The 16,142-nt window shown below is 62.5% G+C and carries 2 protein-coding genes and 1 pseudogene; all 3 read left to right on the forward strand.

Annotated elements, in window-relative coordinates; all coding sequences use genetic code 11:
- Nucleotides 1-23 precede the first annotated feature (23 nt).
- Nucleotides 24-14,039: a hemagglutinin repeat-containing protein gene (locus tag FHT08_RS16850; protein ID WP_166775883.1), complete on the forward strand. Its 14,016-nt coding sequence runs from the start codon at nucleotides 24-26 to the stop codon at nucleotides 14,037-14,039.
- On the forward strand, nucleotides 14,040-14,951 hold the full coding sequence (locus FHT08_RS16855) for a hypothetical protein (protein ID WP_166775885.1): 912 nt from the start codon (nucleotides 14,040-14,042) through the stop codon (nucleotides 14,949-14,951).
- Nucleotides 14,952-15,341: 390 nt separating this feature from the next.
- Nucleotides 15,342-16,142: pseudogene (locus tag FHT08_RS16860) on the forward strand (hemagglutinin); the annotation flags it as partial.

A 16,142-nucleotide genomic window follows, 5' to 3' on the forward strand; every position in this document is an offset into this window, starting at 1 on the left:
CCAGCAGTGGCGAGAGAGAAACGATGGACACCGAAGCGATGGGCATGCGTGCTTACCTGGCCGAACAAAGCAAGCGTGCGCTTGCGTTGCTGCTGTGCTGCACGGTCACCTGGACATCGTTTCCGGCCTGGGCACAGGTGGCGCCAACGCCGAATCCCGGCGGGCAGACGCCCGGTCAACAGGTCGCCGCCAATGGCGTGCCGGTGGTGGACATCGTCGCGCCCAATGCGCGCGGCATCTCGCATAACCGATACAGCAATTTCAACGTCGGCCCGAACGGGTTGATCCTCAACAACAGCGCGCAGATCTCCAAGACCGAGCTGGGCGGCTATGTCGCCGGCAACGACAATCTGCAACGCAGCGGTGCCGCCTCGCTGATCCTCAACGAGGTCACCTCGGCCAGCAGCCGCTTGCAGGGTTATACCGAAATCGCCGGTGCCAAGGCGCAGTTGGTGATCGCAAACCCGAACGGCATTTCCTGCGATGGCTGCGGATTTCTCAACACTTCGCGCGTGACCTTGACCACCGGCACGCCCAACCTGGGCAGCGATGGCGCGTTGAACGGCTTCAGCATCACCGGCGGTGCGCTGGGTATCGGCAGCAACGGCCTGGATGCGTTCAATGTGGATCGCCTGGACCTGCTGTCGCGTCAGCTCAGCGTGGAGGGCTCGATCTGGACCAGGGAACTGGTCGCTGCCGCGGGTGTGGGGCGGGTCAACTATGACGGCATGCTGCTGGAGGTGGTGCCGGGCACCGATGGCGCGGCACCGTCGATCGGCATCGACGTGGCGCAGCTGGGCGGCATGTATGCCGACCGTATTCGCCTGATTGCGACCGAAGCCGGTGTGGGCGTGGTAAGTCGCGGCACCCTGGCGGCGCAGAGTGGCGATCTGCAGATCGACAGTGCGGGCCAGGTGAGCCTGGGCGGGACCACGGTGGCGCGCGATGGAATGGGTGTGCGTGCAGCCGGTGACCTCGACCAGCGCGGCGTGCTCGGCTCGCAGCAAGGCGATGTGCGTCTGCGCGGCGCGCGCATGACCCTGGCAGGCGATCTGGTCGCCGCCGGTACCCTGGATGCACAAGCCAGCGGCACGTTGAGCCACAGCGGCCGCAGCAGCGCCGGCGCCATCCGTCTGTTCGGTTCGGAACTGAATGCCGATGGCAGCCTGCATACGACCGGTGCGCTGGATCTGGGCGCCGATGGCGTGTTGCGCAGCAACGGTGTGGCCTATGCGGCAACCGCCGCAAACCTGCGTGCGGGGCAGATTAACCTCACAGGCACGCTGCAGAGCGGCGGCGCGATCGGGCTGAATGCAAATGCGATCGATGCACTGGGCATCCTGGACGCGGCCACCGCCTTGCGCGTGAACAGCAGCGGCGACGTGCGCCTGGGTGGATTGGCGCAGACCGGGCAGGGCGCCGATGTGCGGGCCGGCGGTCGGCTGGAACTGCAGGGTCAGCTGATTGCTGCGGATGCAGTGGCGCTCGATGCGGCGAGTATCGACATCGCACAGCGCGGCGCAATGTCTGCCGGTGGCGATCTTGAACTACGCAGCGCAGGTGCGTTGAACAATGCCGGTAGTGGCTACGCCGGCCGCGATCTGCGTCTCCAGGCAGCGTCCGTCACCACGTCAGGCAGTCTGTCTGCAGCACGCGATGCGCAGGCGGCGGTTGCAGGTGGTCTGGTCAATAGCGGCACGTTCGTTGCAAGCAATGCGCTGACCATCGACGCGGCGCAGCTGGACAGTCGTGGCGATATCGGCAGCCAGCGGGGGGAGACGTTGCTGCGCAGCCGCGGTGGTCTGGCGCTGAGCGGCAACACCGTGGCAGGCACTGCCCTGGGCCTGGACGCCGCAGCGGATGCGCAGGTCTCGGGCATCGTCAACGCTGGTCGCGTGAATCTTCGTAGCGGCGGCGATACCGCACTCTCCGGCACCCTGCAGACCACTGCCGGTGGGTTGGTGATCGCCGCAGGCGGTGAGCTCGTCAGCGACGCCGTGGTGGGTTCGACAGGCACGATCGATTTGCAGGCGAACGGCGCGCTGCGTCAGCGTGGTCAGCTCCGCGGCGATAACGCGGTGCAATTGCGTGGCGCGGCGGTCGAGCACAGCGGTGTCATCGATGCAGGTGGCGACCTGCGCATCACCAGTGCTGCCGAGCTCGCGTTGGACGGCACCGTGCAGAGCGCTGGCTCAGCAGCAGTGCTGGCGGGCGCAGCATTGGAAAACCGCGCGAAAGTGGTCGCAGCCGGTGCGCTGGATGTGGAGGCAGCCTCGTTGCGCAACGCGCAAAGTGGCGCGTTTTCGTCGGATGCCGGTGCGCGCGTGCGCACGGCCGGCACATTGGACAATGCCGGCAGCCTGTATGCGGCGAGCGATCTGCAGCTGACCGCAGGCGCGTTCACGCAAAGCGGCAGCGCCAGTTCGGGCAACACGCTTTCGGCAGCTGTGAGCGGGTCATTCGACAACGCTGGCAATGTGATTGCCAGGAACGCGCTACAGATCGATGCCGGCAGCGTGCGCAGCAGCGGTCAACTCGGCAGCGAATCGGCAGGTGTTCGTCTGGGCAGCCAGGGCGATATCGCGCTGCAAGGCGTGGTTGCCGCTGCGACCACGCTGCAGGCCAGCGCCGCTGGCGATCTGCAGCAGGCAGGGTCGCTAAGAGCGCAGTCGCTGGCATTGAGTGCCGGGCGTGATCTCACCGCTGCTGGCAACCTGCAATCAGCGTCCACGCTGGATCTGCAGGCACAACGTGCTCTGACATTTGCTGCCCAGGGCCAGGCTGGCGATGATGCTTCGATGCGCGCCGCCACACTGACAACCAGCCAGGATGCGGTGTTGCAGAGCACGGGAGCGATCGCGCTGGACGGCGCAGCCATCGACAGCCGCGGCAAGCTGGACGCGGGCAGCGATCTGCAGATCCGCAGCCAGGGCGATCTGGCACTGGCGGGTGTGGCACAAGGCGGGCGCGACGTTGGTTTGAATGCCGCCGGCGCGCTCAGTAACGCAGCGCAGGTGTTTGCAGGCCGCGATCTGTCGTTGCAGGCAGGTAGCCTCGACAACACCACGAGCGGTGTGTTGGCGGGCGAGGGCAACATCGCCCTGACCACTACGGCACTGCTGAACAACGCTGGGCGCGTGCAGGCCGGTGGCGATCTGCAGATCAACGCTGCAAGCCTGGACCAGGGCGGTAGCGCGTCTGCGGGCAACACGTTGCATGCGACGATCGCAGGCACGCTCGACAATCGCGGCAATCTGATCGCCAAGGATGCGTTGCAGGTCGATGCGGCCACGCTGCGTAGCAGTGGACAGTTGGGTAGCGAGCGGGCCGATGTCACGTTGAACAGCCGAGATGCGCTGCAACTTGAGGGTGTGGTTGCAGCGGCCACTGCATTGCGTGCGACTGCTGGCGGCGATTTGCAGCAGGCCGGTTCGCTCAAGGCACAGTCGATCGCGTTGCAGGCGGGGCGCGACCTCACTGCAAATGGCACTCTGCAATCGGCATCCACGTTGGACCTGCAGGCGCAGCGCACGCTCGCCCTGAATGGACACGCATCGAGTACGGGTGAGGCAACCGTCACCGGCGCATCGGTTCTGACAGGCGCTGCAGCAGTGCTGCAGAGCGGTGCCGCCATCACCCTGGATGGCGGCTCCATCGATAGCCGCGGTTCGCTCGATGCGGCGACCGATTTGAACGTGCGTAGCGCCGGTGATCTTGCACTGGCTGGCGTGGTCCAGGGCGGGCGCGATGTTGCGCTGACCGCTGCGGGCGCGCTGAACAATGGCGCTCAAGTCGTCGCAGCACGCGATCTGCACGTGCAGGCCGCCAGTGCCAACAACGCCGTAACGGCAACCCTGGGTGCACTACGCGACCTGCGCGTCGATGTCGCTGGCGTGCTGGAAAACAATGGCAGCCTGCATGGCGAGCGTGGCCTTGCACTGAACACCGGAACATTGCTTCAGCGCGGACGTGTCTATAGCGGCGACGCGGTGTCGATCGCTTCGACAGGCGCATTCGAAAACGTGGGCCAGCTGGTGTCCGGCAAGGACCTGGCCATCGCTGCCGACAGCATCGTGAGCAGCGGGCAACTCGGCTCGGTCAACGGCGCACTGACGTTGACCAGCCAGAACGCGATCGATCTGCACGGTGTGGTGGCTGCGGCGACCACGCTGCAAGCCACCGCTGGCACGGATCTGCTGCAGGCCGGCTCGCTCAACGCGCAGGCCGTGACATTGCAGGCCGGCAGCGATCTCACTGCCGGAGGTACCCTGCAGTCCGCGTCTGCGTTGGATCTGCAGGCGCAGCGCAGCCTGACGTTGAACGGCCAGGCGCAGGCGGGCAGTGACGCCAAACTGCGCGGCAACAGCATCGCCACCGGCCGCGACGCCGTGCTGAAAAGCGTCGGCGCGATCAGCCTGGACGGTGTGGCAATCGACAGCCGCGGCACCCTCGATGCCGGCACGGACCTGCGCCTGCGCAGCACGGGCGCGCTTGCGCTCGCTGGCGTGGCGCAAGCCAATGGCGATGTTGTGTTGAGCGCAACCGACACCTTGAGTAACGCGAGCCAGGTGATTGCCGGCCGTGATCTTTCGGTGCAGGCCGGCAACATCAATAACGTGGCGGCCGGCGTGTTGGCGGCCGATGGCAGCGTCACGCTGACCACTGGCGCGTTGCAGAACGCCGGCAGCCTGCAGAGCGGCGGCGATCTGCGCATCACCGCCGCCAACATGGACCAGGGCGGTACTGCGATTGCAGGCAAGGCACTGACCGCAAAGGTCACCGGCACGCTGGACAACCGCGGCAACCTCATTGCCAAAGATGCGCTGCAGGTGGAGACAGGCAGCTTACGCAGCAGCGGCCAGCTCGGTAGCGAAACTGCCGACGTCAGCGTGATCAGCCAAGGCGACATGACGCTGCAAGGCGTCGTCGCTGCAGCGACCACACTGCAGGCCACTGCAGTTGGCGATCTGCAGCAGGCGGACTCACTCAAGGCGCAATCGATCGCGCTACAGGCCGGGCGCGATCTCACCGCCGCAGGCACGCTGCAGTCGGCAACGCAACTGGATCTGCAGGCGCAGCGCGCACTGACAATGAACGGGCAGGCGGTGGCGACGGGCGATGCAACCCTGCGCGGCGCGCAGATCGGCACCGGTCAGGCTGCCGTGCTGCAAAGCGGTGGCGCGATCAGCCTGGATGCTGCCGCGATCGACAGCCGTGGCGCACTCGATGCAGCCACTGATTTGAATCTACGCAGCACCGGCGACCTGGCGGTTGCCGGTGTGGCGCAAGCCGATCGCAATGTGGTGCTGAGCGCAGCTGGCACGTTGACCAATGCGGCGCAAGTCGTCGCTGGTCAGAGCTTGAACGTCACCGCAGCCAGCGCAAGCAATGCCGCCAGCGGCGTGCTGCTCTCGCAGGGCGACGCCACGGTCGCCATCGGCGGCTTGCTCGACAATGCTGGCGCCGTGCGCGCCGGCAATCAACTCGCCTTGGGCGTCGGGTCGCTGCGCCAGACCGGCCAGGCCTACGGCTTGCAACGCCTGGGTGTCATTGCCACTGGAGCGGTGGACAATCGCGGTGACCTGATTGGCGGCAATGGCTTGCGCGTGGAAGCGGCGCAAGTCAGCAGCAGCGGCCAGCTGGGCAGCGAGCGCGGCGATGTCGCATTGATCAGCCGCGGCAACCTGGAGCTCGGCGGCAGCCTCGCATCGGCAGGCAGCTTCTCGGCGCAGGCCGATGGCGCGCTGGCACAGAGCGGCAACTTGAGCGCTGGCAGCACGCTGGAGTTACGTTCCAGGGGCGACCTGGGTGTGGCCGGCCAGCTCGGCGCTCAGCAGGTCACCTTGACCAGCGACGCCGTGCTGCGTCAGCAGGGCACCGTCAGCGGTACGACGGTGGATCTGCAGGGCGCCCGCATCGAGAACGCCGGGCAGACCACCGCTTCGGGCAACTTGAGCCTGCGTGCGGGTGAGATCAGCATCGCCGGCACCGTGGGCGCTGGTATCAACGCAGATGGCAGCCTCGGCAGCGGACGCACGCTGAGCCTGATCGCCGATCGCCAGCTCAGCGCCTCCGGCAAGCTGTTGGCTGGCGGCAACCTCACGGCGCAGGGTAGCCAGCTGCAGCTGGCGGGTGCCAGCACACGCGCAACCGGCAATGTCGCACTGACCACCGGCGGCAACCTCGATCATCGTGGCGGTGATTTGCTTGCCGGCGGCACGCTCACCGTGCAGGCCGGCGGCAACATCGACAACGGGCGTCTCAACGCCGTCGCCGGCCAGATGCAGGCCAACCAGTTGAGTATCGACGGCGCCAGCCTGAGCAATGCCGGCGGGCGGTTGGTGCAAAGCGGCAATGGACTGACCCGCGTCAGCATCGGCGGCGCGATCGACAACACCGGTGGCACGCTGGCCAGCAATGCGCAGGATCTGACCATCACTGCAGCCAGCCTGGAAAATGCACAAGGGCGCATCGAGCACGCCGGCACCGGCGTCCTGTCGGTCACCAGCCGTAGTGCGCTGGGCAACAGCAGTGGGCGCATCCTCACGCAAGGGCAACTGCACCTGGACGCCAGTGGCGCGTTGAACAACCAGGGCGGCGTGATTGGCGCAGCGGGCGATGCGTCACTCACCGTCGCCGGCCTCAATAACATCGGTGGTTCGGTCTCGGCACGTGGATTGAACGTGCAAAGTACCGGCGCGGCCGACAACCGCAACGGCTTGCTACAGGTCAGCGGTGGTGCGCTGACCTTGCGTGCCGACAGCCTCAGCAATGCCGGCGGCATTGTGCAGGCGGTCGCGAACGCTGGTGGGGGTGGCAGCCTGCGCGTCGAACTCAATCGTGGCCTGGACAACGGCAACGGCACGATCGGTGCCGGCACCGACGCAGTGATTACAGCGGAAAACATCAGCAGCAGCGGCGGCAGTCTGCAAGCGGCGCGCGACCTCAGCGTCACTGCACGCGGCCAGCTGGACAATCACCAAGGCGGCAAGCTCAGTGCGGGGCGCGATCTCAACGTTGCCGTCGCCGGCGCGTTGCTCAACAGCGGCGGCCAGCTCGATGCCGGCAATACGCTGACCGCCTCCGGCGGAAGTATCGACAATAGCCAAGGCAGTATCGTCAACAACGGTGGCGGACTGACACGCATCACCACTGGCGGTGCATTGACCAACAGCGGCGGCAATCTCGGTGGACGCGGCAGCGTGGTGATCGATGCCGCCAGCATCGCCAACAACAGCGGCCAGCTGGTCGCCGGCGGCGACCTGATCGCCAACACCACTGGCTTGAACAACCAGGGCGGCAACGTCTATGCCGGCGCAAGCTTCCTGCTGCAGCGCGCAGGCGCCACGCTAGACAATCAGAACGGCACCATCAAGGCCGAGCAGGCAGTCCGCTTGAACCTGCAGAACTTGAACAACGCGGGTGGCAACATTGGCGCCGGCAGCATGACCGGTGGCGCCGGCGATGTGGTGATCGATACCGTCGGCTTCGACGGTGGCGGCAGCATCCTGGCGCAGAACCTGCTGGACCTGACCTTGCGTAGCGACTACACCCACCGCGCCGGTGCAGACCTTACCAGTAACGGTAATTTCAACCTGCGCGTCGGGGGGAGCCTGGTCAACGAGTCCACGCTCAAGGCTGCGCGCAGCCTGGACATTACGGCCGGCAGCATCACCAACCGTGCGGGCGCCACCATCCTGTCCAATGACACCCGCCTCAACGGCGGCAACATCATCGACAACGCCGGAAGTATCTCCGGCAACGGCGTGCTGTCGCTGGTGGCGAACAGCATCAACAACACCGGCAGCATCGTCGGCGGCAACGTCTCGGTGAACACCGGCACATTGGTGAACGGCGCCGACTTCGGCGGCGCGACCGACAACGCAGCCTATGGCTCGGCCTTGCTCGGTTCCACCGGCAACATGAATCTGATCGTGCGCGATCAACTGCTCAATCGCGACGCGCGCATCTTCAGCCTGGGCAATATCGCCATCGGCGGCGCGCAGGATGGCGGCGGTACCTTGGTCTCGCGGACCGGTGTGGTCAATAACCTGTCGGGCAGTATCGAGGCCGATGGGAGCATTTTGATTGCGGCCAACCAGCTGAATAATCGGCGGCGAGTGATCAATACGACCAGCGTGTCGACCGATCCTGGTAGCGACAATATCTACTCCGGCGGCGAGCTCATCGAAGGCAAGGCGATCCGGAATCTGCAGGGCGCGCGGGCGCCGTATCCCTACAAAGGACTCGCACCTGGCATTTATCGCAACTATCAGGTGATCCAGCAGGAGCAGCTGTCATCCGCAAGTGCGGAGGGGAAGATTGCAGCGGGTGGAAACATCTTGCTGTCGGGCAGTGTCACAAATAATGCGTCGACCATCGCTGCAGCCGGTCTGTTTGCTGCCAATCAGCGAGGTCTTGGGGGGCTCTCGGATGCAATGATCAATGGCGGTGAGCAACTGCTCAACCAAGCGCTGGCATTGAATCAGGTGGTCCGGCAAAGCGATGTGGAGCACATCGTCACCGCGATCACCAATGACTGCATGCAGCCGGTTGGACAGAAGGTCGTTTGCTACTACGAGGAAGAAGATCAGCGACTGAGTTCGTCGACGACCAGCAGCAGCTACGTCGCCCTGGGCGCCAGCATGACCGGTGGCCAAGGTGTGAGCATCAACGGCGCCAACATCAGCAATGGTGCCGTCGGCAGCGACGGTCGTGGCATCAGCGGTGCTTCGTTGAATGGTGTCGGCGCACAAGGGGGCTTGACCGGACGCGCCACGCAAAGCGCCGGTGGAGTGGGCGGCCAGGCCGTGATCGGCCGTGCCAACGGCGGCGCGTCGAGCATCAGGGTGGCCACCGGCACGACCGGCAGTGCAGGCAGCCAGGTGGGCGCCAACACGCAGGACGCCACGCTGGCCACATCGGGTGGCATCGTCAAGATGTCGGTTGCACCTGTCGCGTCCAACGACAGCGGGCTTGTGCGCAGCAGCGTCGATCAGGCAGACGTGCAGGCCACCGCGGCCGGTACCGGCGTCACTGCCGTCGCAACCGACAGCCGCACCCGCGTCGACCCGGCCACCATTCCGGTGACCACCATTGCGGGTAGCGGGCAAACCTCGCTGACGCAGATCGATCTGCCCATTGGCGGGCTGTATCGCCTATCCGGCGGCACCGGTACCGATCTCACCGCAATGGGCCGTGCCGCCAACGGGCTGAGCGGCATCAATGCCTGGCGCAGCAATGGCCCGGGTCGTCGTTACCTGATCGAGACCGACCCGCGCTTCGTCAATTACGACAACTTCATCAGCAGCGACTTCTTGCTGGACAAGCTCGGTGTTGACCCGGAGTGGACCCAGACCCGCCTGGGCGATGGCTTCTACGAGCAGCGCCTGGTGCTGGACCAGATCACCCAGCTCACCGGCCGCCGCTATCTGGGCAACTACGCCGATGGCGTGGCGCAGTACCGCGCCTTGCTGGAGTCGGGCGTGGCCGCCGCAGGTCAGCTGCAGCTGAGCATGGGCGTGGGCTTGACCGCTGCACAAGCGGCCGCGCTGACGCAGGACATCGTCTGGATGGTGGAGCAGGACTACCAGGGCCAGAAGGTGCTGGTGCCCGTCGTGTATCTGGCTTCCAACTCGCTGCAGTTGCGTGGCAATGGCGCCTTGATCGCCGGCGGCAACGTCGAGCTCAACGCCACCAACGCCATGAGCAACCAGGGCGTCATCGCAGGCGCCGACGTCAGCGTCACCGCCGGCAACCTGCTCAACCAGGGCCGCATCAGCGGCACTGGCAGCGTTGCCCTGGAAGCGCGCAACGACCTGCTCAACCAGGGCCAGATCCAGGGCCGCGACGTCGCACTGGTGGCCGGCAACAACCTGGTCAGCGAAGCATCCAAGGCCACCAACGGTGTCGGCATCCTGTCGGGCATCACCGCCAGCAACACCTTGCAGATGATGGCCGGCAATGACATGACGTTGACCGGCACCCGCGTGCAGGCCGATGGCAGCGCGGCGTTGATCGCAGGCAACAACCTCAGCCTTACCCCAAGCGCGTTGCGCGACGACAACGGCCTGCTGCGCGGCGGCGATGTGGTGTCGATGACCACCGGCAAGGATCTGGTGATGTCTGCAGGCAACGACCTGCAACTGCATGGCGTGACCATCAACGCCGGCGGCAGTGCCGCACTGCAGGCAGGCAACAACCTTTCGCTGACCCCAACCACCGGCCTGGACGGCAAGGTCGCCACCCGTACCAACATCAGCACCGGCGACAGCCTGCAACTGACCGCCGGCAACGACCTGACCATCCGTCAGGCCGACGTCAAGGCCGGCGGCGATCTGATTGCCGCAGCAGGCAACAACCTCAACGTCGAATCCGTCCTCAACGAGACCGAAACCAACAGCTACAAGAGCCGCAACGGCAAGACCCGCGTCACCACCACCACGACCACGCAAACCATCGACCAACAGGCGCTCACTGCCGGCGGCAACCTGATCCTCAGCGCCGGCAACGACGTCAATCTGGTCGCGGCCAAGCTGGACGCCGGCCAGGGTCTGGGCATCAGCGCCGGCAACGACATCAATGCCAGCACGCTGACCACGGTGGACACCAGCAACACGCTGGAAACGCGCAAGCGCTTCAAGCAGACCACTGCGACCAGCGACGAAACCGTCCACGGCACCGAGCTAAGCGCCGGCGGCAATCTGGCGGTGCAGGCCGGCAACGACATCACCCTGACCGCCGCCACCGCTGCCACCAAGGAAGGCGGCATCACCCTGGCCGCCGGCAACGACGTCAACCTGCTCGCCGCTAGCGAGCAGCACGACGCCGTGCAGGACATGACCAAAAAGAAGAAGGGCACGTTCTCCAGCAAGACCACAACCACGCATGATGAGTGGCACGACAATGTAGCAGTCACCACCACGCTCAGTGGCGACACGGTGCAGATCGCGGCGGGTAACGATTTGCTGTCGCAAGGCGCGCAGGTCGCCAGCACCGGCGATGTGGTATTGGCCGCAGGCAACAACATCACGCTGGACACGGTGCAGAACACGCACAGCGAGGAACACGAAAAGACAGTCAAGAAGTCGGGTCTCTACGGCGGCGGTGGATTCAGCGTCGCTTTGGGCGTCACCAAAAAGACCGATGGGCTGGACGTCACCGAGGTGACCAACAGCGGCAGCCTGGTCGGCAGTACCGATGGCTCGGTGACAATGACCGCCGGCAACAAGGTGGCCATTACCGGCAGCGATGTGCTGAGTGCCACCAGCACCACGATTGTGGGTAAGGAAGTCACGATTGCGGCGGCGGAAAACACCGTGGACACGGTGCAGACCTCCAAGCAGCAGAGTGCGGGCATTACATTGGGTATCAGTGGAGGCGTGGTCGATACCGCATTGGCGGCCTATGGTGCAGCCAAGCGGATTTCCGATGTGGACGACGATAGATTGAAAGCGCTCTATGCGGCGCGTGCTGCTTACGCGACAGGTGCGACGGTCGATCAAGCAAAGACAACTCCAGACAATTTTTTGGCTGGCTATCAAGGTCAAGCGGTCGGTGGAAATGTGGCAAAACCTGGCAAGGAGCCAGCGAGCGGATTAGAAGGGGCGGGAGCTGCAACTGGCATGAGCTTTCGTCTCGGCATTGGTGCGAGCAGTTCGTCAAGCAAGACCAGCACACATGAAGAAAGCACCGGGGGCAGCCGCATCCTCAGCAACGGCAATGTCACCATTGCGGCCACCGGCGGCGACCTCAATGTCATCGGCAGCAAAATTGCCGGCAACAACGTGGCATTGGCCGCAGCAAACAATCTCAACCTGCTCAGTAATCAGGAGACCAACACCACTAAGTCCGAGAACAAGAACGCTGGCGGTGAGATCGGTGTCAGCGTCGGTGCGACGACTGGCTACTATCTGACAGTGTCTGCAGGCAAGGGCAGCGCCAAGGGCAATAGCGATCTACGCACAGAAAGCGTGGTCACGGCCAACGACAGCCTGACCCTGGTCAGCGGCAACGACACCACCATCCAGGGTGCACAAGCCGTTGGCAACAAAGTGCTGGCCAATGTCGGCGGCGATCTGCTGATCAAGAGCGAGCAGGACACCAACGAGTACAAGAGCAAGCAGCAGCAGGCCAGCCTGACCCTGGCGACCGGCTCGGGCAGCGGCGGCAGCTACAGCCAGCAGAAGGTCAACAGCAGCTACACCAGTGTGACTGAGCAGAGCGGCATCCAGGCTGGCAATGGTGGCTTCGACATCACTGTGGGCGGTAACACGAAGTTGGTCGGCGGTGCGATTGCCAGTGCTGCCGATGCCAGTCTCAATCGGCTGTCCACCGATAGCCTGACGGTCGAGGACCTGCAGAACAAGGCGGAGTACAAGACCAGCGGCGTAACAGTTGCCGGCGGCACGGGCAGCAGCATGGCCAGCGTTGCCATCGGTGCCGGATTAAGCATGCTGGGCAACGCCAGCGACAGCTCAAGCAGCACGACCAAAAGCGATATCGCCGCCGGTACGATCCAGATCCGCAATGGCGACGAGTCTGCGCTGGCAGGGTTGGATCGCAATGCCACCGAGTTGCAGCAGTCCGGGCTGAAGGAAATCTTCGATCAGAAGAAGATCGAAGACCAAAAGGAACTGATGGGGTTGGCGGGAGAGATTGGGTTCCGGGTCGTAGGTGATGTTGCTTCGGCGATGTATCAAAAAGCTCAGCTTGATCTAGCCAGCGCACCAGATGAAGCGTCGAAAGCTCAGGCACTGGCACGTCTGGAGGCATGGAGCGATGGTGGTACGAACAAGATTTTGCTGCATGGCCTGACAGGTGCGGCGATTGCGGCACCCGGCGGCGAAAACGTTCTACAAACAGCAGCTGGTGCAGCGGGTGCTGAAGCAGCCAAGGTTGCGATGTCGGATTATTTGGTCAATAACGGCGTTACCGACCCAGCCACTTACAACGCACTCATGGAGCTAGGAAGTGCGGCGCTTGGTGGTATTGCGGGTGGGCAGGTTGGCGCAACAACCGCGCTTGCGGGAGATCAGTTCAATCGGCAGCTGCATCCTGATGAAGTGACATGGATTCGCCAGAACGCTGAAGCTTTCGCATTGCAAGAAGGCATTAGTGTCATTGAAGCGAAGCAGCGTCTGACTGTGGAAGCTGCGGCGCAAGTGGATGCAGTGATCGCAAAGAAGGTCGGTATCGAAAATATCGACACAGAAGCGCTAGCGTTTCTGAATTCCAATCAAAACCAATACAAGTGGGGTCAGGCCTTCAAGGCAACTGATGACGAGTATGCCAACTTCCATCAATATGGAAATCTTCTTGCGAATAATCCTGATCAATTTCGCGAGGTATATAACGCTCTCGGCGCATCTGGAATAACAAAAGACTCCTTACAGCAGGTATATCAGAGCGAGCTGTTGGCCTGGTCTACTGCGACGCGTGGGTCGGATGGTGTGGCGATGCTCGAGACGTTTACCGGCGATGTGGGGATGGCGGCAGGCATCATCCGTAATATTGCACAAGGCGACACCCAGGCTGCCGGTACGAGCATCGCTCTTGCGGCGATGCCGACAATTGTAGGCAAAACAGTTGGTCCCCTGTTGCGCCCACTGGCGAAGGCGGCTGACGAAACGCTTTGGCTAAATGGTCAGGTCATTAGTAGTACTTGGATGAATGCCAAGAATGAGCTGACTTGGATCAATCCACTGACTGGTGTAAAGGAAGCAGTGCCTGCAACGGCTAAAATTCATGTGGATCACGTCCTGCCACAAAATGCTATTCGGCAAATTGAAGGTTTTGATTCTTTGCCAAAAAGCGTTCAGAATGAGATTCTGAAAGACCCTGCGAATCTGCAACCAATGATCAAATCAGCGAACTGTTCAAAGGGGTGTAAAGTGGAGGTCGACGGTGCCGGATGGATGATGTGGAATGGAAAGCCTGTCAGTGCTGAGTACAAGGATTACTTAAAAAAAGCACAGGATGGATTCAGAAGTGATATTTTAAAGATTATTGAGGCCAATCGTGCATCTGGAGGTGGGTGAGTGAATATATCGCAGAAGGGGGGTTCCAGTGGATGGGGTGGGGTGGGTGTCTTGGAAAATGAGTTTTTCGAACGATTAAATGGAGGGGTGTATAGTAAAATTGATGAAGTTGTTGGTGATTATGATTTTTTGGATTATTACGATGTAAAGGGGCGAAAAAATCTTGATTATTCCGGAGTTTTGACGCGTGGAAAAGATTGGGTTTTGGAGCCATTGAGGCTACTTCAGCCATTTTCTTATATGGCATTTCAAGAATTTTGTGGTGATCTTTTTCTTGGGGTGATGTTAATTAAGGATTTAATGAATCCAGAGGGTCCTCGTCTACCCGTGGAAGTTCTATTTTTTAACGTGAGCGGCCGCATGGTTGAGGTTTTTCCCACCTTCCCAGGGTCGACCTATGAGGACGGTAACGACTGCTTCGGTTCTTTGCTCAGCTTGCCTGATGGTTTGGCGAAGTCCTGGTTGTGGCGGACCGACGGATGGCGTATTCCAGGAAGTGTCGGTGAAGGTCCTATGACCAATCGTCAGTTGATTGGGCATCCTTCATCAAGGTGGCGGGATGCGGATACTTATTTGGATAGCCTGGGTAAAGGGTGGAAAAAGAAGTATTTACCGAAAATAAAAGAGTTATTCCCTGATGCGGTGACCAATATAAATGGCGTAAAAAGAATTAAGTTTAGATGCTTCTTGGATACGAGGCCGGTAGGCGTCGGTGGTCCACAGGGAGATCAATTCTTCGTTTGCTCGACCCGTCAGGATCAGGTGGTCTACCATGTCCATGAAGGGGATGTTGGAAATTTACGCGTGTTGCGTAATCCGGAGGATGCGATAGATCGTTATTGCGCTCATGTATTGCGCCGCAAAGCGGGTCAATTTGACTTCAGCGAGTGGAGCGAGCCATTTCGTCCTTGATAGTAGGACGGTGGTAGATTTGATACTGGTTAGATATGGCACTCATAGTGCTGGACCCAGTAAGTAAAGTGCCTCCGGAATTTGCTCTTTGAAAACTTAGTAATAGCCAGCTCAGAACTATGCTCGTGGGTGTGGTTATGATCGGCACGGCTCTAGCCATCAATCTGCCCGCCGAGGCTGGAGTCTGTAAATTGCAGCCTCCGTTTGCGGCGCGTGCATTGACCACTTGGCACGGATCTCACCGCCATGGGCCGCGCAGCCACCGGCCTTGGCGGCATCAATGCCTGGCGCAGCAATGGCCCGGGCCGTGGTTACCTGATCGAGACCGACCCGCGCTTCGTCAACTACGACAACTTCATCAGCAGCGACTTCCTGCTGGACAAACTGGGCGTGGACCCGGAGTGGACCCAGACCCGCCTAGGCGATGGCTTCTACGAGCAGCGCCTGGTGCTGGACCAGATCACCCAGCTCACCGGCCGCCGCTATCTGGGCAACTACGCCGATGGCGTGGCGCAGTACCGCGCCTTGCTGGAGTCGGGCGTGGCCGCCGCAGGTCAGCTGCAGCTGAGCATGGGCGTGGGCTTGACCGCTGCGCAAGCGGCCGCGCTGACGCAGGACATCGTCTGGATGGTGGAGCAGGACTACCAGGGCCAGAAGGTGCTGGTGCCCGTCGTGTATCTGGCTTCCAACTCGCTGCAGTTGCGTGGCAATGGCGCCTTGATCGCCGGCGGCAACGTCGAGCTCAACGCCACCAACTCCATGAGCAACCAGGGCGTCATCGCCGGCGCCGACGTCAGCATCACCGCCGGCAACCTGCTCAACCAGGGCCGCATCAGCGGCACTGGCGCTGTATCGCTGGAAGCCCATAACGACCTGCTCAACCAGGGCCAGATCCAGGGCCGCGATGTGGCGCTGGTGGCTGGCAACAACCTGGTCAGCGAAGCATCCAAGGCCATCAATGGCGCTGGCATCCTGTCCGGCATCAGCGCCAGCAACACGCTGCAACTGTTTGCAGGCAATGACATGACGTTGACCGGCACCCGCGTGCAGGCCGGCGGCAGCGCTGCACTGATCGCAGGCAACAACCTCAGCCTCACCCCAGCGCGTTGCGCAACGACAACGGTCTGCTGCGCGGTGGCGACGCCGTGTCGGTAACCACGGGCAAAGATCTGGTGATGTCGGCAGGTAACA

The sequence above is a fragment of the Xanthomonas sp. CFBP 8151 genome (genome assembly GCF_011761885.1).
GTDB classification, from domain to species: domain Bacteria; phylum Pseudomonadota; class Gammaproteobacteria; order Xanthomonadales; family Xanthomonadaceae; genus Xanthomonas; species Xanthomonas arboricola_B.